The organism is Macrococcoides goetzii (assembly GCF_002742385.2).
GTDB lineage: Bacteria > Bacillota > Bacilli > Staphylococcales > Staphylococcaceae > Macrococcoides > Macrococcoides goetzii.
Genome location: NZ_MJBI02000005.1, coordinates 73,480 through 97,029 on the forward strand (window position 1 = coordinate 73,480; position 23,550 = coordinate 97,029).

The window sequence follows — 23,550 nt, forward strand, 5'->3', positions numbered from 1 at the left end:
ATAATTAAGCAAGTGATTTTGTCTGTCTCAATTTTAAATAATTGGGTATACTATTTAAAAAAGAGGAGGCCACCATGTTTAGAAAATACATATTACCTATTATTATCGCAATACTCGCTGCTATTATGCTGCTCACAATTGATTACTGGAAACTGCCGTTAACCGATATACTTACTTCTACCCCATATATCGTTGTGTTATGCATATTTGCTGTATTATTTGCTATTATTGCCTATATTTACAGTAAACTTGCCTATAAAGTAGATAACGATCCTAGTTTAGAACATTATGAACAGGACAGAGCATCATTTAAGAAATTTTCTGAGATGAATATCGCTATCATTATTTCATTTTATTTTGCACTCGGATCAATTTTATTAATCAGTATTAATGATGCACCATTATATCTAGGAATTATCAGTATTATCGTGTTAATCATCGCAGTCCTGATGCGCTACTATGGATATAGCATGATCAACAAGTTGTATCCGGAACGTGACTTACCTGAGAACTTTGAAGCAGATTTTGATGATAAGCTTATCGATTCACTCTCTAAAGAAGAAATGTATACGATATTTACAGGTTTATATAATGCATTTAAAATCACGAATATTTTATTACCTGCAGCTATGATGCTGATTACAATCTATGGGTATGCTACAGGTGTCCCACAGCACTTCGCACTATCAGTTATCGCTTCTGTCGCAATTATCATCAATATCGTCTATCAAATTACAGTAAGAAAGATGATTTAGACCATCTCATAACACAACAATGCCGGATACTCTAAGTATCCGGCATTGTTGCGTTTATCTAAAATCTCACATATAAAAAAGACACCCAATAATGAGTGTCTTAAAAATTATGCTTGTCTATGTTCTTCTAATAATGGCTCATCTGGTTTTACAAAGAACCAAAGGATAATTGCAAGTGCTGCCGGAATCAACATTAAATAGAACGTTGTATCCCAACCAAACTTCTGCACTAATACTCCACCTAAGAATGGACTTAAGAAAGCACCGATATTACCCCATAAGTTCATCCAGCCTGAAACAGTACCTGAGAAGTTACGTCCAAGATCAGCTGCTGAAGCCCAGCTCATCCCCATCGATAGACCTACACCACCTAGACATAGTGATAAGTAGATAATGTTCATCGTCATATCATTCGTTTGAACGGATAAGAATAACGAAATTGCAAATACGATAAATCCAAAGATTGCGATACTTGAACGTGCTTTAAATTTAGAATGACCGCGCGCAACAATCGCATCTGAAATTGATCCACCCGCCATGATTAATACGAACATCATTAACCACGGTGCTGCCGCTAAGAATTTCATATCATTTAAAATAACGTGATATTCTTCTTGCAGGTAAGTTGGTAACCAGATTAAGAATAATGTGATTACAAACTGCACTACGAAATATTGACCTGCAATCGCAAAGAAACTGAAACGTTTGAAGAAACGACCCCATGGTGCAGTATCCTTAGTTGCTCCACCTACAGCATCACGGTTCTCCATGATATAAAGCTTTTCTGCTTCATTGACCATCTTATGTTGTTCAGGTAAATCTTTAGCAATAACAAGCCATAAAGCTGCAATAACAAAGCCGATTGCACCAAAGATATAGAATACAGCTTGCCAACCAAATGCTTGGTAAATGGCAATGGTTACGAATGGAGCGATAACTGGGCCGAAGTAACTACCAGCAAGTAACGCGCTTGAAGCACGCCCTTTTTCTGATTTCGCGAACCAGTATGTATTGAATACAGCGTTTGAAGGATACATAGGTCCTTCACCAATACCGAATAAGAAACGCATTGCATATAGTAAACCGTGATGTTTAACAACACCTGTTAGAATCGTAAATGCACTCCACCAAACTAATGCAAATGTTAATAACTTTTTAGGTCCAAATTTCTCAGCCATAATACCTGCTGGAACCTGCATTAAAGCATAACCTGCAGCAAATATTGACCCAAGCATCCCAAATTGTGCTTTCGACATGTTTAAGTCTTCCATCATTGGTCCCGCAATATATGAGATATTCGCTCTATCCATATAGGCAATAACCCCGATAACAAAGAACATCAATGCGAACATCCAACGCACATTAGACTTTCTTTCATTCATAATATATTCTCCCCCATAATCGTTTTCGACTCACTCAGTCATCCGATGACTATATTTTTTGACTACTCAAAAATACCATAGGATAAAACCGTTTACAATACCCTTGTGAAAAAATAATATATATTTTTTCAACTGCTTCAGCACGATAAGAACAGCCATTCTTGAACTTATCATAAATATAAAAGTTATTAATTTCACAAAGTTGTTACACTGTTATATACAAGAATTATATAACAGTTCTACCGACTCTTATTTCATTAATTCATCTATCTATTGATGCTTCACATATATACAAAAAAACTTAGAAAATCAAAGTAACATTTCATATATATGTTATATAAATATATTCCGAAAAATAAAACAGATAATTTGTAACACACGACACGAATTGGTATAATATAACTATTAAAAAAATAAAATTTATTAAGGAGTGTTTGTCAATGAAAGCAGCAGTATGGTATGGTCCTAAAGATATTCGCGTAGAAGAAAAAGAAATTCGTGATATGAAACCGAACGAAGTACGTGTGAAAGTTGGCTACGCTGGTATTTGTGGATCAGATTTACACGAATATCAGGAAGGTCCTGTATTTATTCCAGTCGATAAAGAAGATGAATTAACAGACGGAAAAGCACCTTTAATCATGGGACATGAATTCTCTGGTACAATCGTTGAAGTCGGAAGCGAAGTAAAAGACTTTAAAGTTGGTGACCGTGTATCTGTTAACCCAACGATTACACATGGTAAAAGTATCGATGAACTAGATGTATATGATGGCTTTAGCTTTATCGGATTACACACAGACGGTGGTTTCACTGATTTAGTAAACGTACCTGAAGTTAATGTCTATCACTTACCAGACTCAGTGTCTTTACGTGTCGCAGCAACCATTGAACCATTAGCAGTTGGCGTTCAGGCTGTAAAAGAAAGTGAAATTGAATTCGGTGATACCGTTGCAATCTTCGGAGCCGGTCCTATCGGATTATATACGACACTTGCAGCACGTGCAGCTGGTGCAAGAAAGATTATCGTATTAGACTTATCTAAAGAACGTTTAGAAAAAGCATTAGAATGTGGTGCTACTGACGTCATCAATTCAGGTGAAGTAGATGCAGTTGAAGCGATTAAGAAAATTGTACCAGGTGGTGTTGATCGTTCATTTGAAGTTGCAGGTGTTGCACCAACATTTAAACAGGCAATCGATGCTACACGCCCTCGTGGTAAAATGGTTATCGTATCAATATTTGCAGGAGACATCTCTTGGCCACCATTACAATTAACAAACACTGGTGTTCAAATCACATCTACAATTGCTTACTCTAGAGCAAGCTACCAACAAACAATCGACTTATTAGGCAGCGGACAAGTGGATACTGAAAATACGATTACAAAAGAAATCGAATTAGATGATATCGTAACTGAAGGTTTCGAAACATTAACGAACGACAAAAACCAAGTGAAGATTTTAGTTAAATTAAACGGTGAAGGATAATTAACTATACTTCAGCTTTACAAAATAACAATAAAATAAAACGGAGATAAGCATCATGCTTATCTCCGTTTTATTTTATAACTTTAATTATTACTATATTCTCTTCTAAACTCTTCCGTAAATGCTTCAAGTTTAAAGTCTTCCGGTACTTGCTCACTACGCACAACCAATACATCACATTTCGCGTAACGTACAATCGCTTCTGAAACACTACCCATTACAAAACGTTCTAATGCATTAATACCGTTAGAGCCACAAATAATTAAATCGCAATTTGCTTTCGGAGCTATCTCTTTAGTAATAACCTGACGTGCTGCTCCGTGACCAATCTTTGTATCCACTGATTTCACGCCTTGTTCTAAAGCAATTGCTTTATAACCATTCAGCATCTTCTCAGTGTACTTATCAGCATTCTCATGCAATGAGCCGCGTTCACTTTCAACATTCGCATATGTTCTAATATCTACGACATGTACTAATGTAATAGCTGCATTATTTCTTTTCGCGATGTCGACACCTTTTTGGAATGCATACTCACTCACTTTTGAACCATCTACCGGAATCAAGATATGTTGATACATCATTTGTAACAGCCCCTCTCTTATCTTCATCTTTAGTATATCACCAAAATGAAAACGCTTCATTCTTTTAGAGCTAAAAATCTAAATTCTCTACATATAAATTGCGAACTTCTAATTTCTGATCTTCGTTCGGCAGGAAATACCATAATCCGTCCGCCATGATCGTACCTTCACCCGTTAACTGATATTTCTTAACGTTGTCTAGTGCACCGCGATAGGATAACCCTAAACCTTTCAAATCATCAAAAGACATGTCCGTAACAACATTACCGTCAATATTTTTCAGGATAGCATCCAGTTTCGTCACCGATTGAACATTCACGATTTTATTCGCTAAACCTTGAATGACAATTTGCTGACGTTCCTGACGACCAAAGTCACCACCAGCACCCTCATCTTTACGTGCACGGATAAATGCCAATGCTTTATCGCCATCTAAATGTACAGTCTGCCCTTTCACAAAATCATAGCCATTCGCACTAAATGTCGCATTACTCTTAATGTCAATACCGCCAACTTCTCCAATCAACTTATGCATGCCGTCCATATTCACTGTCGCATAATAATCGATCGGTACGTTCATTAACTTTTCAACCGACTGAACTGCCATCTTTGCACCACCATAGGCATAAGCGTGGGCAATCTTCTCCTGCGTATTGTTACCGACCATCTCACTATATGTATCACGCGGAATACTTACCATCACTGTATTGTTCTTCTTCGGATTGATACTTAGTAATATAATCGAATCACTACGCCCTTTATCCCCTGCGGATAAGCGTTCTGCATTTGCATCAACTCCGAATAACGCAACACTGATCGCATCTTTATCCTGAATACTTACAGCTTTATCACGTAAATCAGATTTATCGCGACCTTCTATTTTATGCTGAATATTATTAGCTGTCTCCTGCACTTTAAAATAAGCATTAGATATATACCAGCCAATACCAATTAGTATTATTAAACAGAGCAGCACAATCCATTTCAGACAGCCGCCGCCTCTTTTTTCACTTCTCTTCATTAATATACACCTCACATTACACTAATAATACACGCAAAATTTCAATTACGCTATCATACATAAGTTGTAGTATCAAATTTCCCTAACTGAAGTTTATTAGCGTCGAGCCCTACTCCACGATATCCTTGGTCAAGTAATACCTGAATCTGTTCAAGTTCTTCACGTTCGACTTCAACGACATCCAGCACATCATACTTTTGCGTTAAATCTTTCATAAAGATAAATCTCAATTTACCACCATAAAGTCTATCCATCGCTATAATGTGCATCCCTAAATGAAACTTATCTTTTAAGCTTGGTGTATTATCAGGATGAACCGTCGCCATAATGCGTTTATAATTTATCTCAACCTCATTAAATAACCATTCTCCAAGCTTACGCTGCAAAGATAATCCTCTGTAGTCCGGATCCACAATCGTAATATCAGAATAGATTAATCCAGCAGCTTCAGCATCATCAATACCAGCATACGGTCCTAAGTAGTCATCCGTCGGGATATGCATCGTTCTGAAAGCACCAACCTCACCATCTATTTCAGCAACAGCCATTAAACCTGCTTTTATCTCTTCTTTAAGTTCATCTATCGGCACAGGATCTAACGCTTCAGGATTAACAAGGACAGCTAATGCGTGTTGCTGAATGTGTTCAATAGCAACGATATCTCTCAATTCCGCTTTTCTAATATTTATCTCAGCCATTTTATTATTTTCCTTTCAAGAATATCTTTTTAAGTTGTACTATTCATATTATAAAATATCATCTTTTATAATACTTAAAGTAATCAAAATAAATCAGCAATAATAATCTATCCAATAATAAAATGTAAACTTATTATTAAAAATGTTATTGAATGATTAATTTTCTAACAAAACTTATGCATATTATTAGTATATTTTATTATATAGACAAAAAATATATTATATCCATGTAATTAAGTTTCAAAACAAGAAAAACAATGTATATACATTTCGACCTATTATTATTCAAGAATAGTAATAGCTAATAAATTACACTTTTAAATAACCGAGAAAAATAATCGGTTTTCTTTATATTATCACTTAATTTGAACTTTTCAGTTAAATAAATCACCTTATTAATAATAAAATAGTACAAAACACGAACAAAATATCATTTATTTACTTAAAATTAACATTTAATAGGTGTCTTTCATTTATTTTTATGATATACTATCTAAGTTGATGTCATGAAATATCTTACGTGTAAATAATGAAGTTTAGAGAAACTAAATTTTATTAACATTTCAGTTAACACACGGTTTAATGTATGTTTTACACCAACCGCAAAATTATCAAAAGAAATGGGCGAATTTTATGATCGAATTAGAACAATCTTTATTTAAAACAGTCAGCTTGATAGAAGCAAACCTCAATGAATCTTTAAATAAAGCATATGGTATTTCTTATACGGAATTCTTAATCCTACACAAACTTTACTTAGATAAAGAAAGTACGATTGCTGAGTTACAGAAAGATATTTCATATAAGATGGATTCTGCAAGTACAAAGACAAAGAAACTACGTGCTATGGGACTTGTTGCGAAAGAACGTCGTAAAGACGATGAAAGAAAAGTAGCAACGAAACTGACAGATGAAGGACAAGCATTAGTCGAAGATATATTGAATAAATACGACAATCAGTTAAATAAGGCATCAGCAAAGTTTACTGAAAATGATGTTCGTACTTTACAGTTATTAATTGATCGTTATAGAGAGAACTTCCATACAGATTTCGAAATAAACAATTAATAAAAAACGCGTTTGAGTTAACAATCTCAAACGCATTTTTTTTATGTTAAGCGAGTTCAGCTGGTTGTAAATTCTGTTTCTCGAAATGTGCTCTTTCTTCTTTCGTCATCTTTATAATCTTAAAGCCAGTGTAGCCATAGATAATTGAAATAATAGGCACAATGAAATTTAAAATTGCATATGGCGCGTATTCAGCAACACCTACACCAAGTGTTCCCGCGATGAATACACCACACGTATTCCATGGTATAAACACACTTGATAACGTACCACTGTCCTCTAAACAACGAGATAAATTCTTCGGATGTAAGTTCTTATCAATATATGCGCGTAAATACATACGACTCGGTACAACGATACTGATATATTGTTCTGAACACGTTGCATTTGTAGCAAAACAACTCACAATCGTCGCAGCAATTAAGCTGCCTGTAGATTTTGCTACTAATAAAATCTTAGAAATAATCGCATTTAACATACCACTAAACTCTAAAATACCACCGAACGTCATCGCTACAATTGTCATCGAGATGGTAAAGAACATCGATTCAAGACCACCCTTATTGAATAATTCAGTGACTAATTCATTCTTAGATTCCATCTTATAACCTGTTTGAAGTGTATCCATAACAGTCTTCATGTTATCCCCTTGAATAAGTTGCTGTGCACCTGCTCCTAGAATAATTCCCACAACAAGCGCTGGAACTGCAGGAACTTTCAATGCTACAAGTACTATTACAATTGCCGGAATCAACAATAACCAAGGAGAAATAACGAACTGATTCTCCATCGCGTTTAATAAAGTATCGATTTTCTTCGTATCCATATGACCACCAGCGAACTGACGACCAATAAAGAAGTATGCAATTAACGCAATGATGATACCTGGAATCGTCGTAAAGAACATATGTTTAATATGAACAAATAAATCTGTTCCAGTAAGACCTGATGCCAAGTTTGTTGTATCGCTTAAAGGACTCATCTTATCCCCGAAATAACTACCTGAAATAACAGCACCTGCAATCATACCAGCAGGAATATCCATACTTAGTCCAATCCCCATACCAGCCACACCAACCGTTGCCATTGTTGACCAGCTTGAACCGATGGCTAATGCTACAATGCCACAGATTAAACAAATCGTAACTAAAAATAAACTTGGAGAAATCAACTTTAACCCGTAATAAATCATCGTAGCAACGACGCCTCCACCAATCCAGGCACCGATAACTAATCCAACCAGGATAATAATGACAATGGCAGGTAACGCAAGTTTAATCCCTTTGTACATCATCTCTTCAATTTCATCCCACGTAAATCCATGTTGATGTGCTACAATCGCTGCAATCGCCGTACCGATCATCAATGGAATATGTGGCGCTTGCTCTAACACAACAACTGTAAATAACATACTCGCAATCATGAAGACAAGCGGTACGAGTGCCCACCAAACATTTATTTCCTTCTTTTGTTTTAATTTATTATCCATACCCTTTAATATCCTCCCACCTCTTTGAAATCGTTTACATTAATAGTTTAATGGAATAAAGATTAAAAATCTACACTAATTTTCGAAATACTTAAATTATTTAAAAGTTTAAAAAAAAGACATATCTACTAATATGTCTCTCAATAAATAATTTATTTAATTTAATACATATGATTTCTTACAAATCGACCCGTATAGCCATACAATGACTCTGCCCCACTGTATTCAACTTTACCAAGACGTGTATCATCTCCACCGTATAGATCATATCCATATGTGCGAAGTCCATACACTCTTAATTTACTATCAAATAATGGAGAACCTGATGCCCCTGCTCTGAATTTATCTTTCAATACAAATTCAGTTTGATTTAATGTTCTCATAATAAATAACGCTCTATTATAATAACGTTTCTCATAATACTTACCATCAAAAGGATAACCCCACACTAAACAAGACTCTTCCTTGCTTTAGACTATCGATCTGAGCATCGTAGCTAAAAGCATCGGCTTAGCATAATCTGTGAGTTTCTTATACGTATGACCTAAAGCAACATCTGCATAAGGTACATTAACAACCTTCTTCACCTTAAACTGATGAGGAATGTCCGCTTCATTACGATTCATCTCAAACGATAAATACTTAGCAGCCGTTCTCTTACCATCCTTATCATCAATTACGTGTGCATTAGTAAGGATCGTATAATCATCAATAACAAAACCAGTCCCCGTGCTTTCATACTCAGGACCCGCCCAGCCATTCTTGTTTGAAATGCGTCCGATAGCATCGTATTTCGTATAGCGGTTAGGAATGAATTTCATAAACGTAGCACTGATAACTCTTTAATATCGGATAGGCGATATCCTTTGTAGTAGGTTTCATACCATCGTAATAATAATTCGACTCTACAGCATGCGCTGGCAAGTAAGATGTTAATAAAATTGCCCCAAATATAATAGTAGTAGATAATACTTTATATAATTTCATTATTCCCTCCAAATAATTACCTTTTAACTATTATCTCAAAGTACAGTTATATTTGGAATAGAATTATACCTTTTTTAGTTAAAAACACCCTTCCAATATGATTTCTCATTGAAAGGGTGTGCTAATTATATATACTATTATTTCATTTCTTCTTTACGTCGTGCTGAAATTAAAACTAATCCTCCAACTGCTGCAAAGATCAAGCTAATCAGTCCTGTATTAAGAGCAGTTTCACCTGTATCCGGAAGACTTGTTTCAGATGGTGTTCCCTTAATATTATTGACTGGAGCATTTGGTTCACTTTGTTTATTCGGAACTGCAGGTTTCATCGGTGTCGATTGTTCCGAACTAGAAGTAACTATTGCAGACGCTTCTGTTGTCGGTATTTCCGTTGTCAGCATTTCTGTCGTTGGTAATTCTGTTGTTGGTGCTTCTGTTGTCGGTGTTTCTGTTGTTGGTGCTTCTGTTGATGGTATTTCTGTTGTCGGTGCCTCTGTTGTCGGTGCTTCTGTTGTCGGTGTTTCTGTTGTCGGTGCCTCTGTTGTCGGTGCTTCTGTTGTCGGTACTTCTGTTGACGGTGCTTCTGTTGTTGGTGTTTCTGTTGTCGGTGCCTCTGTTATCGGTGTTTCTGTTGTCGGCGCCTCAGTTGTTGGTGTTTCTGTTGTCGGCGTCTCTGTCGTTGGTGTTTCTGTTATCGGCGTTTCTGTCGTTGGTAATTCCGTTGACGGTGTTTCCGTCGTTGGTGCTTCTGTCGTTGGTGCTTCTGTCGTCGGTGCTTCTGTCGTCGGTGCTTCTGTTGTTGGTGTTTCTGTCGTCGGTGCTTCTGTTGTTGGTGTTTCTGTTGTTGGTGTTTCTGTCGTTGGTGTTTCTGTCGTCGGTGCTTCTGTTGTTGGTGCCTCTGTTGTTGGGTTTTCTGGGAAGGTTGGAATAACAGTGTAATAACTATTGTTATTACCAGCTCCATAATTTGCATTCATCGCTGAAGCAACAATGACATCACCCGGTAACAACGGGAAAGGCAATGTAGATACATCAATGTACCAAGTTAAATCTTCATTAATAATTGCTGTTAAATAGGCAGAGGGAAATATATTTCTTTCAATAAAATTACTATAATTAACCATTACATCCAAATAAGTCCCATATAATTCCGGTTGTAAGAAATCAGTAAACTCATTATTAGAAACAACTCCTGTAATAAATGGATCATTTAATTTATAAGGATTTATAATAACTTTAGGAGGAGCTAATTCTGTTATATGATTAAGAACTGTAACAAAACCGATATTCCCAGTTTTTTCTTCTCCTAGAAAATAAGCTAATTTAAAATCATCTCTAACAATATTGAAACCCCAAAAACCATTTGCATCAGTTGTAACATTCACAAAGTCAAAATCTTCTCCTATATTGTCATATTGCAATTTAACCACAAAATCTGTACCAGGTGCTGCTGTACCTGATAAATATTTCACAGGGTCAATACTTCCAACATCAAATTTATCTATAGAAAAAGTCATATCTGCCTTATTATTATTAGCATAGCTCGTAAAAAGTGCATCATCATTTATTATTTTGCCATCAATATATACCTGTTCTACCTGAGTATTTATATTATTAACATTTAAATAATTTGCAGAACTAGCATTGATATCAGTTGCTGAAACAACATTTTGATTTGTAAATAAAATCAAGGACGAAGAAACTGTCACATACGTAGCGATTATCCTAAGCTTTTTAAAATTTACCATATTAGCCACCTTTTTATTTACTGAAATTAATTTTCAACCTAATTTTTTATTTATCATTTAAATTATCATTCTTGTTTTTTCATTAAAATTATAAATTTCAACAATCATCCTTTTATACTATATATAATATATACTATATATAATATATAGTATATTATATATATTAACAATAAAATTATTTTAGTAATATTTATTTTAGTAATAATTATTTTAGTAATAATTATTTTAGTAATAATTAATCACTAGCATTGCATAAAAATATTTGCACCTTCGGTTTTGAATTGAATTTTCAAAAAATTGATTTTCTCAATAAAAAAATTCCTTTATAATGGTTGGAGATAGTAATACTCATCCAAGTCCAATAATAAAGGAACCAACTATGTATAATTTTACTAGAAAATCATCATTTGAACAATGGATATCTCCCATTAATTTTTAAAATGTTTCAAAATAAATAGAAATTTTAAAATCGAAAATTTAAAATTTTAAAATTAGATCACTGTACAAAAAAGCTAGACACATCATCTTTTATAAAGCTGTTATTGTTCTCTCAGTTAATTGAATGTGAAAGTCTAAGAGCTATGAGTGATAGTGTCTTTTCAGAAGACCTACAAAAAACCTTAGGTTTTTCATCAATAAGTTATTCACAACTAAGTAGAAAATTAAATGAAGTTCCAACTGAACTTTTTCAATATATTTTCATGCAGTTACTTAATCAAATTCAACACATGAATAACTTTAATCAAAAAAGAAAGATAACAACACCACTCAAGGTAATTGATTCAAGTACATTGCCACTTAATCTTAGAAATGATCGCTGGGCAAAATTTCGTAAAACAAAATCTGGGGTTAAATTGCATATGAGACTTGTTCATATGCCTGATTGTGACAGTTATCCTGATAACTTCTATATAACAAATGCATGTGAGAATGATCAAAATCACTTAGAACTATTTGGTGATGACAAAGAGTGTTTGTATGTTTTTGTTCGTGGTTACATTAATTATCAAAGATTTGATGAAATGACTGACAAAGGATTCTTTTTTGTATCACGTCTTCGCAAAAATGCAGTACATAGAGTGATTGAAACATTTGAAACCAACGAAAATCAAATAATTTCTGATTAGATGATTGTCATTGGAACTACATTAAATAGAAGTGAGAACTACTTTAGACGAATACTACTCAAAGATTCGTCAGATAAGGAATTAGTTTTAATCACTAATAGATTTGATTTATCTCCTGAGGAGATTGGCGAAATATATAAATCTCGTTGGTCAATTGAATTATTTCTCAAATGGATTAAACAACATATAAATGTCAAAACATTCTATGGTCATTCTGAAACTGCAGTTGCTAATCAAATATATGTAGCAATGATTGTATATTGCTTGAATGTTCTTGTTAAATTAAGAACGAATATTAAAAAGAGTATACTTCAAATCATTAGATTACTTAAAGCTTCATTATGGAAAAGAGACCATTTCTGGATTCGAAGAATCCGCGATAATAAACCCTGGAATATTAATAATCTGTTGCTTTTCCACTGGAAATATAATAGTCAAAAAATGGATGATTACTACCTGTGTTTAGGTGTTTTCAGATTTTGAATTTTCGAAGAAAAAATTATTTCAGAAAATTCTAACTTTATGTGTGCAACACTAGTGATTATTAATATCTTTTTAAAATCTTTTATTTAGTATTGACTCAATTACAAATTACACATATCATTTATAAATGATATAAAATTTCATCAAACTTTTAAATATGGGTATTTTCATTTCTACTAAATATAAGAAATGATATTATTTACTAAAAGAAACGAGGAGTTCATTTGAGAAAAAAAAATTATTCTTACAGTGTACTGCAATTTTATTAGGTGGACTAATGTTCTCCTCCCTTGAATCTAAGGATGTAGAAGCATCAGGCACAGCGAATATACCACAAGATGGTGACATTACTGCACCAAACGCACCAATCGTTACACCTATTAAAGATAAAGATAGATATATTAAAGGATTTGCTGAACCAAATGCAACAATCTTAATTATGGATAAAGACGGAAATAACGTTAAAGGAAAAGTAAAACCTGACGGAACTTTCAAAATTAAAGTGAATGATACGTTTAAAGATAGTAAGAAAGTGAAGATTATTGCGTATGATCACAATGAAAATACATCTCCATTTAAAGTAGTAAAAGTTAAAGATACAACGTCAGACAAATCAGCAGAAACAACTACAAAAACACCAGATAACCACGTTAGTACAACAACAAGCGAACAACCATCTTCAGAATCGACATCAATTCAAACACCTACTATTACTAACACAACTGAGATTCCATCTGTTGCTATTCCACCGGTTAACAATACGACAGAAGCTCCATCTATCGTTATCCCACCGGTTAACAATACGACGGAAATACCATCTATCGTTATTCCACCGGTTAGCAACACGACGGAAACGCCGACGACTGAGATTCCTGGTGGTGGTAGCATGACTAAAATGCCTACTACTGAAATACCGAAACCAAGTATACCTGATCCATGTATAACAGATGGTGGATTACATTCGTTACGAACAGGTATGAGAGAACGTTATTCTATTAATGACAGTACTACTTCTCAGACTACTTCGGTAACTTCAATAGATGCTTCAAATCTATCTATTGGAGACCATGTTTGGTGGGATGAAAATTGGAATAATATGTTCGATGCAAATGAAAAACCTGTTGCAGGTTTAGAAGTTAGTTTAAGAGATTACAGCGGGAATGAAGTTGGTCGTACAGTTACTGACACCCAAGGTAACTATAAGTTTGAAGGGTTAGAAAACGGAACTTATATTTTAAATTTCCATAATCCACTTACTTGGAGTCCTCTAATTGCAAATATTGAAGCAGATTTACATGATATTAACGACTCAGGTGGACCAATTGATATCATCGTGAACTTAAAAGACAATAATTTAAATATAGATCAAGGATATTATTATACTGGTTTAACATCTGCAGATTGTATACCAACGACGGAAGAAACGCCTTCAACGGAAGTGACAACGACGGAAGCGCCAACGACGGAAACACCTGGATTATATTCAATTGGAGATTATACATGGTACGATGATGACAATGATAATGTTCAAGATCCAGAAGAAGCGCCATTTACAAATGTAGTAGTATATTTATATGATGTAAACTATAATTTAATTGCTACAACAACAACAGATGCAAACGGCAATTATATCTTTAATGATATTGCGCCTGGAGATTACACTGTAATGTTTGAAACACCAAACGGTACAAGACCAAGTAATCCAGACGATATTTATGTAACAATTACTGACAGTGATGTTCTTACTGCAGACAAAGGTTTCTATACACCACCTATTAACTGTACTTTATCATACAACAATGATTACTTAGCTGGTTTATTAGCAGATAATTTAGTTCCCGGATCAATCTTATCTTATTTATTAGATGGTAAAGTATTTACTAATACTGTAGATGAAACTGGATTTGTCTGGGTTGATATTTACGAATTAAGAACAGAGCCTAGAACTGAAGGTATAGTGCGATTAGAATCGCCTGACGGAACAATTGTTGAATATCCTGATACAATTTGTGCAAGAGAATTAAAAATTAGAGAATAATAATATATAATTATCTATTTGCCATATTTAATATGTACACAAAAATAAGAACGTCACTTTAAAGTGGCGTTCTTAATTTCTTATATATTCACTTATAAATTATTCATTTCTAGTATTTATGTGCTCTAACAAATCGACCCGTATAGCCATACAATGACTCTGCCCCACTATATTCAACTTTACCAAGACGTGTATCATCTCCACCGTATAAATCATATCCATATGTTCGAAGTCCGTACACTCTTAATTTACTATCAAATAATGGAGAACCTGATGCCCCTGCTCTGAATTTATCTTTCAATACAAATTCAGTTTGATTTAATGTTCTCATAATAAATAACGTTCTATTATAATAACGTTTCTCATAATACTTACCATCAAACGGATACCCTACACTATACATGCGTTGTCCACGTTTCAACCGCTTGATTTGATAATCCGTTGCAAGTTTCATCGGTTTCGCATAATCCGTAAGCTTCTCAGTAGTATGTAGTAATGCCACATCTGCGTACGGTACTTTAACAACTTCAGTAACTTCAAATTCATGCGGAATATCATCACCATTACGATTCATCTCAAATGTTAAATATTTAGCTTCTGTTGCTTTACCATGTTTATCATCAATAACGTGTGCATTCGTTAATATTGTATGATCATCAATAACAAATCCGGTCCCCATCGTTTCATATTCAGGACCTGCCCAACCGTTCTCATTTGAAATACGCCCGATAGCAGTATACTTTGAATAGCGATTTGGTATGGATTTCATAAATGTACTCGTATTCGGATATTGTTGAATAATTGGATAAGCGATCTTTGTATTCTCTGGTTTCATACCATCATAATAGTAGTCCGTTTCCATTGCGTTGCTCGTCGGCATTAAGAGTAAATTTAAAAATAGGATACATGTTAAAATTTTTTTCATTTTAATGTACTCACTTTCATATAATTTTGGTTCGCTCAGTGCTCTAGAAGAACCACTTTTAACTTATTTGGTTCATTCACCACTCTGGACGAACCACTTATACCTCATTTAAGATATAATGATCGTCAATCTTCTCAAAATATTTATCAAGTACGCGTTTCGTAATATGTCGGTTAGATCTACCAGTCCACTTGTAAGCTTCTTTAGCTGAAAACGGACGATTTAACAACAGCGCTAACTCTGTTAAAGTCTGCCGAATCCACTTTTCTTTTGTCTTTGCATTGCCACACGCCTCACAACAGACTAAACGTTTCGAAGATTGACCGAAGTCGATTTGCATCGCACATCGTTCACAGATAATTCCTTTCCGTAAAGTATCCATATTAAATTCCGGACGCAGATTATAATAATTTATGGGGCGATGTAATCCCATCAAATGTTTTTGAATCGTAAATTCAAAAGCACTTACCACACGTTCCTGCTTCATCGCTCTAAAAAGAGGAGCTATATCTTTAAAGTACAATATTTCATCTGTTTTTCGATCAATATAAAAGTGTTCACTAATAAATACTAATTTACAAACTAACCGATGGGTTAACTGATGATAATGGACATATACTTTCAAACCATCTTTCATTATTGTAAACTGTGACATTGGACTTTTGAATGAACTATATTTATTTCTCCAATACTCGCTTTCATCTACGCAAGGTGCGGAATAATGCTTAACATCAAAAGCATAGATAGCTTCGCCAGTTATGATTAACCTATCAACTTCAAACTGATACCCATCCACATTGATATTAATATTAAACAATTCAAGGTGACCTTGTGCAATCTTAAATAAATTAAAAAATTTCAACTCCCCAAGAAATCCATGTTGTACTCGGTAATAGGCATCACTAAACCGATAATCTGTCATTCGTCGAAATAATATCTCCTCAATTTGCATCATCTTCGGTGGTTTTAAGGTCAGAATTTCAATTCCTCCTGCAATAAAAATAATTATTCCCTTTATTATCTCAATTAAAAATTACAACACTAATAAAAATGTATAAAGAATTGTAAATAATTTATTATTTTTTCTTTATTATAACTTCCAAAATCAAATTATTAACATCATTTAATGTTACCAATAAAACAAACAATCCACTAACATTTGTTAATTCATCATCACGCTTTTAATGTATTAGAATTATTTTAAAACTGATAAAAAGACGATAAAAAGATAGATATACCAGTAAATCAGTATTTTTCGTTGTATTGAAAAACACAACAAGTTTTATTTTCCGAAATATAAATAACATTTTTTCAATTTAAAGTATATACAATAAAATAATTATATAATATTATATTATAAAAAATGATAGAAAATTTAAAATTTTATTTATTATTTCAGTTAGGAAGTGATAGATTTATGTGTATAAAAAATCATTTCATGTTGACTATGTATTTAATTTGCGGCTTTCTAAATGTAATTATTATTTATAAATTTTTTTTAAATCATGAAACAATATTCGGTTTGATAACGATAACGTTCATTTTAGGCATTTCAAATTACCTCATTTTCATAATCTTTCATAATGCTCTTGTTAATTATATGAGTACACTATTCAGCAATATCGAACAAGGCAATTTGTCATTCCGAATTGAAAAATCAAATTTTTATTTATCAAGACCATGTATTAATCAATTAAACAGAATGATTCAAACCTTAAATAAAAAAATATATTATGACAATTTGACACAGCTACCTAATCGTGTGGCCTTATTAAAACATCTCGATGAGTTATCAGAACATAGTGATGATATCAGCATTTACCTATTTGATATTGATGGATTCAAAAGTATAAATGATAATTACGGTCATCATGCCGGTGATGAATTACTTTTTGCAGTTGGAAAACGACTAAACGAAGTATTACCGAAACATTTAAAGCTATTTAGAATGGCCGGCGACGAATTTATCATCGTTTCATCAAATCCACAAAACATCGATAGTACAACACATAAATCAAAACTGCACGCTATCCTTGAAGAACCTTTTAATATCGATGGCAATACAATACAAGTAAATATTAGTGTAGGAAGTGCAAAATACGATAAGACATCTCAAGATTTCTTCACAATAATTAAGCAGGCAGATACTGATATGTATACTGAAAAAATGACAAAAAAGAAAGATGGAGATAGGTATGATTAACACAATATTTGAATTCTGGTCGAGTTTTGTATTTTTGTATCCTTTACTTATGGCAATTGTATGGTTAGCAGGATCAGTCATCTACTATGTCAGGCGTGAAGGTAAACGCTCACGTGAAATTCCTGATTTGGACTGGCCGCTGATTTCAATTCTAGTTCCATGCTATAACGAAGAGGATACCGTTGTAGAAACTGTAGAAAATCTTCTTAAACTTGATTATCCGAACAAAGAGATTATCTGTGTTAATGATGGTTCAAAAGATAACACTGCACAATTAATTCATGATCTCGCTAAGCAATATGATATTGTTCGTGCCATAGATAATAAAGAGAATAAAGGAAAAGCAAATGCCTTACGTTTAGCACTTTTCGCATCAAAAGGAGAATATTTGTTATGTGTGGATTCGGATGCAATTTTAGATAATGATGCACCGTATCATCTCATCAAACATTTCTTCCTGAAAGGAGAACGTGTAGGTGCAGTGACTGGCAATCCACGCATTCGAAATCGTGATACGATGCTTGCAAGAATGCAGGTTGTTGAATATGCATCTATTATTGGAGCCATTAAACGTACTCAACGTATCATCGGTAAAATTATGACCGTGTCTGGCGTTATCGTATGCTTCAGGAAGAAAGCTTTAGTAGATGTCGGACTATGGGATGTAGATATGATTACTGAAGATATCTCCGTTTCCTGGAAACTCCATGAACGTTTCTGGGATATACGATATGAACCCAATGCTTTATGCTGGATGCTTGTGCCAGAGAAAATTAATGGTTTCTGGAAACAACGTGTTCGCTGGGCTCAAGGTGGACAAGAAGTAATTATGCGCCACTGGAAAATCATCCTGAACTGGAAATATCGAAGATTATGGCCAATCTATTACGAACAGTGGACAAGCATATTCTGGAGTTATTCACTCTTATTCATTACACTTTACTATTTCATCTTTACTGTAGATACATGGGAAGGACTTTTCTTATTATTAACATTCTCAGCATTTTCTCTAACAGTATTAAGTGTTGTTCAGCTTACTATTTCCTTACTTATTGATTCCAGGTACGATAATGTCACTAAATCGTATTTCTGGGTAGCCTGGTATCCTTTTGCTTTCTGGTTTATCAATGCATTAGTCGCTATATTTGCTTTACCAAAGGCGATTAAATCTCGTATGAGAGGAGGGTATGCTGTATGGTCAAGTCCAGATCGAGGCAACAGAGAGATCAAATGATCATCAGAACAAAGAAAAATCCACTACTGGAAGCAATATTACATTTATTCTCTTTTCTGCTTTGGATTTATGTAATATATGCATTACTATTCTTTATATCATCAATCATCTATTTACCTATTGATATCATCAATGTAGTTAAGCTTATATTGAACTTAAGAAATGGTGACATTATTGACTTCCTGCAATTCGTAGGAACATTTACCCTTATTATTACGGGATTACTTTATGGTTGGGCTTTATATAACAAATTAAGATATGGCAGACTAAATAGAAGAAAGTATCCCGGTCCTGCCACGAAAGAATCGATGCTCGCGTTAAACTATATTGACGAAAAAACATACGACTTGCTGCAAGATGCTAAAGATATAACATTTGAAACAAATCCAATTCAGGATGATAAAGTCAAATGAAGAAAGTAATACTTGTAATATCCCTTGTAACCATTATTATTTTACTAAGTATCAATATATACAAGCGCATCGATAGTAATATAGAACATACAAAATTCCAACTTTATAAAGAAGAAAACAGCTGTCTAGCTCTAAATTATCATCGCGTTAGAAATGGGACAATATCAACGAAAATATTCAAATTTCTATCAGCAAACAATGAGTTACGAAAGTATTCTGTCCTTACAGAGGACTTTGAACAGCAATTAAAATGGATGAAAAAGCATGGAGCAACATTTGTTTCAGAAGAAGACTTCTTACATGACTACAATAATAAAAAGTTTAGAAAAGGTTGTGTCTTTATCTCCTTTGATGATGCTGACATTACAACGTTTAAAAATGCATTCCCTTTGTTAGAGAAATACCAAATACCTGCGACTGTGTTCGTCATTGCAGGTCAAGTTGGCAATAAAGACTTTAATAATATCGAACTTGCAGACTGGGAACATCTCAAGATTATGGATAAAAGTAATCTGATCACCTTTCAATCACATACGTATAATATGCATGAAATGGTATTAAATAAGCCGATTTTTAATAAAGTGCCACCTGAACAATTTAAAAAGGATTTAGTTAAAAGTAAAAAAGTACTTAAAGAAAAGCTAGGTGATGAAATACTTACTTTCGCTTATCCATATGGAAATGCCACTGATGAAGTAGTTTCAACTGTTAAAAAAGCAGGATTTAAAAATGCTTATATATTAGCACCAAAACCAGTGACCCCTAATAATGGACCGTATCGCATCAATCGTATTATGGTGGACGATGAGAGTTTTGAACATATTAAATCCTGGCCAGGATTTGAAAAATAAAAAGAAATCCATACCTAAGTTTAAGGTGTGGATTTCTTTCTATATCACTAAAAGAATAATTTCAATCATTACATTATATATTTATTCAATCTATGCTCTATATTGCGGAAAAAAACTACTACCGGCCACTTCTTTCCCACGCAGTTTCACTAGTTCATCGTATTTCTCCTGATTATAAATCTTCTTTCCAATAGAGAAACGTAGACTACTATTCTGATTAAACTTCTTCTTATACTTTAATAAATCATCAGCTTGAGATCCAACACCGCCACCTAAGTGTAAGTACTTATAACGATTCCGTGCTCCCCATAAAGCAGTATTGAGTAATATCGCATTGTTCGGTGCTAGCTTATGATACTTTTGATCCGTACCTGATAAATGATAATGCAGAATCTCTCTGCCTAATAAAATAGCAGCAATCGAAATAATCTTACCCTCATACTTCGCATAGCAGAACATCACATTATATTTAAGATCTACAAACAAACTATCATAGAATTCATCTTTAAAGAAATAATAATCTGAAGCATCATTCTTCTTCATCGTCTTCGTATACAAATTGATAAACTCTTCCTTCAATGCACTATCATTAGAAAAATAAATCTCTACCCCAGACTTCATCGTCGTTCGTATCTTTGATTTCATTCGCGGTTGCAAATTTGACCATATAGTCTCCTCATCAGCTAAATCTAATGCAACGGTTTCACCTAACTGAATAATTTCAAATTCATCTTGCAGTAACTTATAATTATTAATTAAAGGATGAAATCTCACAAACTCACATACAATATTCTTCTTGATACAATAGTTCTGTAACGCCTTAAAATAAGCAGCAATATCCGCTTCGTTTGTTGTTTGAATTAATGTACCACCATAACCATAAGGAGAGATGAGATCAAAGTACTTATTCTTAGGTAAAGACTTAAAATGTTTATCAGTCCGAATATCGCATTTAAGAGCAACATTGATAATTTCAGTTTCATCATTAATGTAAGTAAACAATAACGGTTCTCCATCACCATTTTATTTTAACCCCTTAACGTAACCCCAGTCTTTATAAATATCAGCTTGGCATGAATGATGAATAATGTTATCCCAAGCTTCTTTATCGTGGTGTGAAATAACTTTGAACATCTGTTTACTCCCTAGTCTATAATCTCTATGTTTTTAAATAAACGCACATTTGAAATTATTATAGCAAATTATTATTAAGATTTGAGAGTTTATGTAAAGAACTGTTAAAATTTTAGTGAATGTAAATAGAATCAATTTCATATTAAAAATAAAACGAAAAAAATAATATTAATTTTGATTTTAATAATACTTTAAAATGTATATATAGGGAAGTATTTGAAGGCGGAAAACCTCATTTCTTTTTTGAAATAGGCATTGACTTGATATCATTAGAAATAGAAAAATTATTTAATAAGAAAAAGCTAGATGAAAATTTACAAAAAGACAGTGTAAGTATACTATCAATTAGCCAAGACGAATTAATAAAAATTTTAATGCAAACGAAAAAACTTTGAATTATAAAGATATCTATTATTCAGTTGCTCCGACTATTAGCAGTTTACTACTATATTATCTTGACAGATGATTATTACTGAACAAAAAGCGGATCAAATATCAATTGTGATTTGATTCGCTTTTAATTTTATATCCTAATTATTTAATAATAAATATTGATATTCATAATTATATATTATTTAAATGTTTTCCATTAAATACATTGAAGATATTTCATATCTATTTTTAAGTACTATTTTAATAAAGAAACATTACACTTTAGGGAGGCTGTATATATTTTTTTATTTAACAATCAATCTATCCATCTCTTCAATATACCTAATTGCCAATTTTTTGCGATTAAAATTTTTCTTTACAAAAACGTATCCATTATCTCCCATTTCAGAAAGTTTTTCGACATTATTTTTAAAATCCATAATAATTTTTGTTGTAGTATCTATATCTTCCGGATCGTAATATTTACCCGAATTATTTTCTTCTACAAGTTTTCGAGCTGCGCCATCAATACCAATTAAAATAGGTTTTTTACAAGACATGTAATCAAATACTTTATTTGGATATACTGTTTTAAAAGTATCATTTTTTTGTAATATAGCTGTACAAACATCTGAAGCATTTATGAAAGCATTCATATTTCTTTTAGGTTGAGCATCAATAAATGTAACATTAAAAATATTATTTTCTTCTTTATATTTTATTAATTCTTTTTTTAACATACCATCTCCAATTAATAAAAAATGTATTTTTTTATCCTTATCTTTGATGTTATTTGCAATTTTTAACAAAGCTATAAGATTATTTGCTAAACCATGTGCTCCTGAATAAGTTATTACAAATTTGTCTTTTAAATTATATTTACTTATTATTTCTTGTCCACTATCATCTTTTTTAAAAATATCAAAATCAGCACCATTAGGTATATACATTATTTTATTTAGATTTACATTTTTATTTTTTACTAGCTTTTCTTTAAAGGCAGGTGTTAAAACATTAATTTTATCTGCAAATTTATAACCCATTTTTTCTATAAAATATGATAACTGTATTATATATTTATTTGTAAGAACACCAGTATCTATTGCAGATTCTGGCCATAAATCTCTAACTTCAAATACAAGTGGTTTTCTGTATTTATATTTTGCTATTATTCCTGTTAATGCGACAAATAAGGGTGGTGAAGTTACAATAATAATGTCAGGCCGTTTAGCTTTAAATAGAGTTATAGTAGATGAAATAGTAAAAGAAAAATATCCAAATAATCTTCCGAAAAAGTTTTTATTATAGCTTTGACTTACATAACAACGATAAACAGTTAGATTTCTTTTCGGTTTTTCCTTATAAATATATTTACCTTTATAACATTCGTTCGTAGTTCCGGTTGTATAATTTAGAGTGCCCGAAATTACTGTAACTTCATGACCTAGTTCTAACCAATATTCTGTGAGTTTATTAAACCTTGATCCACCAGGATCATCATCATTCAAATAAAATTGATGTACGATTAATATATGCATGTTTATTCCC

21 protein-coding genes and 1 pseudogene are annotated in these 23,550 nt (G+C 33.0%); 9 read left to right on the plus strand and 13 right to left on the minus strand.

Annotated elements, in window-relative coordinates; genetic code table 11:
• Positions 1-74 precede the first annotated feature (74 nt).
• Positions 75-755 (plus strand): hypothetical protein, encoded by a 681-nt coding sequence (locus BFS35_RS10625; RefSeq protein ID WP_099581515.1) that lies wholly within the window; start codon positions 75-77, stop codon positions 753-755.
• A gap of 107 nt (positions 756-862) precedes the next feature.
• On the opposite strand, the gene BFS35_RS10630 is transcribed toward BFS35_RS10625, so the two are convergent.
• Complete coding sequence (locus BFS35_RS10630; RefSeq protein ID WP_099581517.1) at positions 863-2,137, minus strand: MFS transporter; 1,275 nt, start codon at positions 2,135-2,137, stop codon at positions 863-865.
• Positions 2,138-2,577: 440 nt separating this feature from the next.
• Here BFS35_RS10630 and BFS35_RS10635 point away from each other — a divergent pair, with 440 nt between their 5' ends.
• Positions 2,578-3,627: a 2,3-butanediol dehydrogenase gene (locus tag BFS35_RS10635; protein WP_099581519.1), complete on the plus strand. Its 1,050-nt coding sequence runs from the start codon at positions 2,578-2,580 to the stop codon at positions 3,625-3,627.
• An 83-nt stretch (positions 3,628-3,710) separates the two neighbouring features.
• Here BFS35_RS10635 and BFS35_RS10640 read toward each other — a convergent pair whose 3' ends face one another.
• Genes BFS35_RS10640 through BFS35_RS10650 form a run of 3 tightly spaced genes read right to left on the minus strand, consistent with a single transcriptional unit; the run spans position 3,711 to position 5,930 of the window.
• Entirely contained in the window at positions 3,711-4,238 is a 528-nt protein-coding gene (locus BFS35_RS10640; RefSeq protein ID WP_240628430.1) for a universal stress protein, read from the minus strand.
• 43 nt (positions 4,239-4,281) lie between these two features.
• A complete protein-coding gene (locus BFS35_RS10645; protein WP_099581523.1) occupies positions 4,282-5,232 on the minus strand; it encodes an LCP family glycopolymer transferase in 951 nt (316 codons plus the stop codon).
• 53 nt (positions 5,233-5,285) lie between these two features.
• Positions 5,286-5,930 carry a GNAT family N-acetyltransferase gene (locus BFS35_RS10650; RefSeq protein ID WP_099581525.1) on the minus strand — a complete coding sequence of 215 codons (645 nt, stop codon included), beginning with the start codon at positions 5,928-5,930 and terminating at the stop codon, positions 5,286-5,288.
• Between the two features lie 633 nt (positions 5,931-6,563).
• On the opposite strand from BFS35_RS10650, the gene BFS35_RS10655 reads away from it, so the two are divergent.
• Complete coding sequence (locus BFS35_RS10655) at positions 6,564-6,998, plus strand: MarR family winged helix-turn-helix transcriptional regulator (protein WP_158554305.1); 435 nt, start codon at positions 6,564-6,566, stop codon at positions 6,996-6,998.
• A gap of 46 nt (positions 6,999-7,044) precedes the next feature.
• Here BFS35_RS10655 and nhaC read toward each other — a convergent pair whose 3' ends face one another.
• From nhaC to BFS35_RS10680, 5 genes are all read right to left on the minus strand, one after another.
• The gene (gene nhaC / locus BFS35_RS10660; RefSeq protein ID WP_099581529.1) at positions 7,045-8,487 is read right to left on the minus strand and encodes a Na+/H+ antiporter NhaC; all 1,443 of its coding nucleotides are present in this window, start codon (positions 8,485-8,487) and stop codon (positions 7,045-7,047) included.
• A 161-nt stretch (positions 8,488-8,648) separates the two neighbouring features.
• The gene (locus BFS35_RS10665; RefSeq protein ID WP_099581531.1) at positions 8,649-8,936 is read right to left on the minus strand and encodes a hypothetical protein; all 288 of its coding nucleotides are present in this window, start codon (positions 8,934-8,936) and stop codon (positions 8,649-8,651) included.
• A 21-nt stretch (positions 8,937-8,957) separates the two neighbouring features.
• Positions 8,958-9,308: a trypsin-like serine protease gene (locus BFS35_RS10670; RefSeq protein WP_099581533.1), complete on the minus strand. Its 351-nt coding sequence runs from the start codon at positions 9,306-9,308 to the stop codon at positions 8,958-8,960.
• Positions 9,292-9,474, minus strand: a complete 183-nt coding sequence (locus tag BFS35_RS10675) for a hypothetical protein (RefSeq protein ID WP_099581536.1) — start codon at positions 9,472-9,474, stop codon at positions 9,292-9,294. The genes BFS35_RS10670 and BFS35_RS10675 overlap by 17 nt, the downstream gene beginning before the upstream one ends.
• Before the next feature lie 137 nt (positions 9,475-9,611).
• Positions 9,612-11,222: an LPXTG cell wall anchor domain-containing protein gene (locus tag BFS35_RS10680; RefSeq protein ID WP_117946020.1), complete on the minus strand. Its 1,611-nt coding sequence runs from the start codon at positions 11,220-11,222 to the stop codon at positions 9,612-9,614.
• Between the two features lie 379 nt (positions 11,223-11,601).
• Between BFS35_RS10680 and BFS35_RS10685 the strand changes: the two are divergent.
• Together BFS35_RS10685 and BFS35_RS10690 are read left to right on the plus strand one after the other, a co-directional pair.
• Positions 11,602-12,724, plus strand: a pseudogene (locus BFS35_RS10685) (IS4 family transposase); the annotation flags it as partial.
• 385 nt (positions 12,725-13,109) lie between these two features.
• Positions 13,110-14,870 carry an SdrD B-like domain-containing protein gene (locus tag BFS35_RS10690; RefSeq protein WP_099581538.1) on the plus strand — a complete coding sequence of 587 codons (1,761 nt, stop codon included), beginning with the start codon at positions 13,110-13,112 and terminating at the stop codon, positions 14,868-14,870.
• A gap of 109 nt (positions 14,871-14,979) precedes the next feature.
• On the opposite strand, the gene BFS35_RS10695 is transcribed toward BFS35_RS10690, so the two are convergent.
• Positions 14,980-15,795 (minus strand): trypsin-like serine peptidase, encoded by an 816-nt coding sequence (locus BFS35_RS10695; RefSeq protein ID WP_099581540.1) that lies wholly within the window; start codon positions 15,793-15,795, stop codon positions 14,980-14,982.
• A 97-nt stretch (positions 15,796-15,892) separates the two neighbouring features.
• On the minus strand, positions 15,893-16,717 hold the full coding sequence (locus BFS35_RS10700) for a nuclease-related domain-containing protein (RefSeq protein WP_158554306.1): 825 nt from the start codon (positions 16,715-16,717) through the stop codon (positions 15,893-15,895).
• 678 nt (positions 16,718-17,395) lie between these two features.
• Between BFS35_RS10700 and BFS35_RS10705 the strand changes: the two genes are divergently transcribed.
• The 4 genes from BFS35_RS10705 to icaB are packed head-to-tail and all read left to right on the plus strand — an operon-like array spanning position 17,396 to position 20,496.
• A complete protein-coding gene (locus BFS35_RS10705) occupies positions 17,396-17,998 on the plus strand; it encodes a GGDEF domain-containing protein (protein ID WP_158554307.1) in 603 nt (200 codons plus the stop codon).
• Complete coding sequence (gene pgaC / locus BFS35_RS10710; RefSeq protein ID WP_170137310.1) at positions 17,991-19,232, plus strand: poly-beta-1,6-N-acetyl-D-glucosamine synthase; 1,242 nt, start codon at positions 17,991-17,993, stop codon at positions 19,230-19,232. Before BFS35_RS10705 ends, pgaC begins: the two co-directional genes overlap by 8 nt.
• The gene (locus BFS35_RS10715; protein WP_117946023.1) at positions 19,193-19,645 is read left to right on the plus strand and encodes a hypothetical protein; all 453 of its coding nucleotides are present in this window, start codon (positions 19,193-19,195) and stop codon (positions 19,643-19,645) included. Before pgaC ends, BFS35_RS10715 begins: the two co-directional genes overlap by 40 nt.
• The gene (icaB, locus tag BFS35_RS10720) at positions 19,642-20,496 is read left to right on the plus strand and encodes an intercellular adhesin biosynthesis polysaccharide N-deacetylase (RefSeq protein WP_099581550.1); all 855 of its coding nucleotides are present in this window, start codon (positions 19,642-19,644) and stop codon (positions 20,494-20,496) included. The genes BFS35_RS10715 and icaB overlap by 4 nt, the downstream gene beginning before the upstream one ends.
• A 90-nt stretch (positions 20,497-20,586) precedes the next feature.
• Here the strand turns inward: icaB and BFS35_RS10725 are convergent, their stop codons facing one another.
• Both BFS35_RS10725 and BFS35_RS10730 read right to left on the minus strand, forming a co-directional pair.
• The gene (locus BFS35_RS10725; RefSeq protein WP_099581552.1) at positions 20,587-21,498 is read right to left on the minus strand and encodes a GNAT family N-acetyltransferase; all 912 of its coding nucleotides are present in this window, start codon (positions 21,496-21,498) and stop codon (positions 20,587-20,589) included.
• Between the two features lie 809 nt (positions 21,499-22,307).
• A complete protein-coding gene (locus tag BFS35_RS10730) occupies positions 22,308-23,540 on the minus strand; it encodes a glycosyltransferase family 4 protein (RefSeq protein WP_099581554.1) in 1,233 nt (410 codons plus the stop codon).
• Positions 23,541-23,550: the final 10 nt, after the last annotated feature.

Coding starts and splice junctions, on each gene's coding strand:
- BFS35_RS10625 (WP_099581515.1), top strand. CDS start 75: ATGTTTAGAAAATACATATTACCTATTATTATCGCAATACTCGCTGCT.
- BFS35_RS10630 (WP_099581517.1), bottom strand. CDS start 2,137: ATGAATGAAAGAAAGTCTAATGTGCGTTGGATGTTCGCATTGATGTTC.
- BFS35_RS10635 (WP_099581519.1), top strand. CDS start 2,578: ATGAAAGCAGCAGTATGGTATGGTCCTAAAGATATTCGCGTAGAAGAA.
- BFS35_RS10640 (WP_240628430.1), bottom strand. CDS start 4,238: ATGAAGATAAGAGAGGGGCTGTTACAAATGATGTATCAACATATCTTG.
- BFS35_RS10645 (WP_099581523.1), bottom strand. CDS start 5,232: ATGAAGAGAAGTGAAAAAAGAGGCGGCGGCTGTCTGAAATGGATTGTG.
- BFS35_RS10650 (WP_099581525.1), bottom strand. CDS start 5,930: ATGGCTGAGATAAATATTAGAAAAGCGGAATTGAGAGATATCGTTGCT.
- BFS35_RS10655 (WP_158554305.1), top strand. CDS start 6,564: ATGATCGAATTAGAACAATCTTTATTTAAAACAGTCAGCTTGATAGAA.
- nhaC (WP_099581529.1), bottom strand. CDS start 8,487: ATGGATAATAAATTAAAACAAAAGAAGGAAATAAATGTTTGGTGGGCA.
- BFS35_RS10670 (WP_099581533.1), bottom strand. CDS start 9,308: ATGAAATTCATTCCTAACCGCTATACGAAATACGATGCTATCGGACGC.
- BFS35_RS10675 (WP_099581536.1), bottom strand. CDS start 9,474: ATGAAATTATATAAAGTATTATCTACTACTATTATATTTGGGGCAATT.
- BFS35_RS10680 (WP_117946020.1), bottom strand. CDS start 11,222: ATGGTAAATTTTAAAAAGCTTAGGATAATCGCTACGTATGTGACAGTT.
- BFS35_RS10690 (WP_099581538.1), top strand. CDS start 13,110: ATGTTCTCCTCCCTTGAATCTAAGGATGTAGAAGCATCAGGCACAGCG.
- BFS35_RS10695 (WP_099581540.1), bottom strand. CDS start 15,795: ATGAAAAAAATTTTAACATGTATCCTATTTTTAAATTTACTCTTAATG.
- BFS35_RS10700 (WP_158554306.1), bottom strand. CDS start 16,717: ATGACAGATTATCGGTTTAGTGATGCCTATTACCGAGTACAACATGGA.
- BFS35_RS10705 (WP_158554307.1), top strand. CDS start 17,396: ATGAGTACACTATTCAGCAATATCGAACAAGGCAATTTGTCATTCCGA.
- pgaC (WP_170137310.1), top strand. CDS start 17,991: ATGATTAACACAATATTTGAATTCTGGTCGAGTTTTGTATTTTTGTAT.
- BFS35_RS10715 (WP_117946023.1), top strand. CDS start 19,193: ATGGTCAAGTCCAGATCGAGGCAACAGAGAGATCAAATGATCATCAGA.
- icaB (WP_099581550.1), top strand. CDS start 19,642: ATGAAGAAAGTAATACTTGTAATATCCCTTGTAACCATTATTATTTTA.
- BFS35_RS10730 (WP_099581554.1), bottom strand. CDS start 23,540: ATGCATATATTAATCGTACATCAATTTTATTTGAATGATGATGATCCT.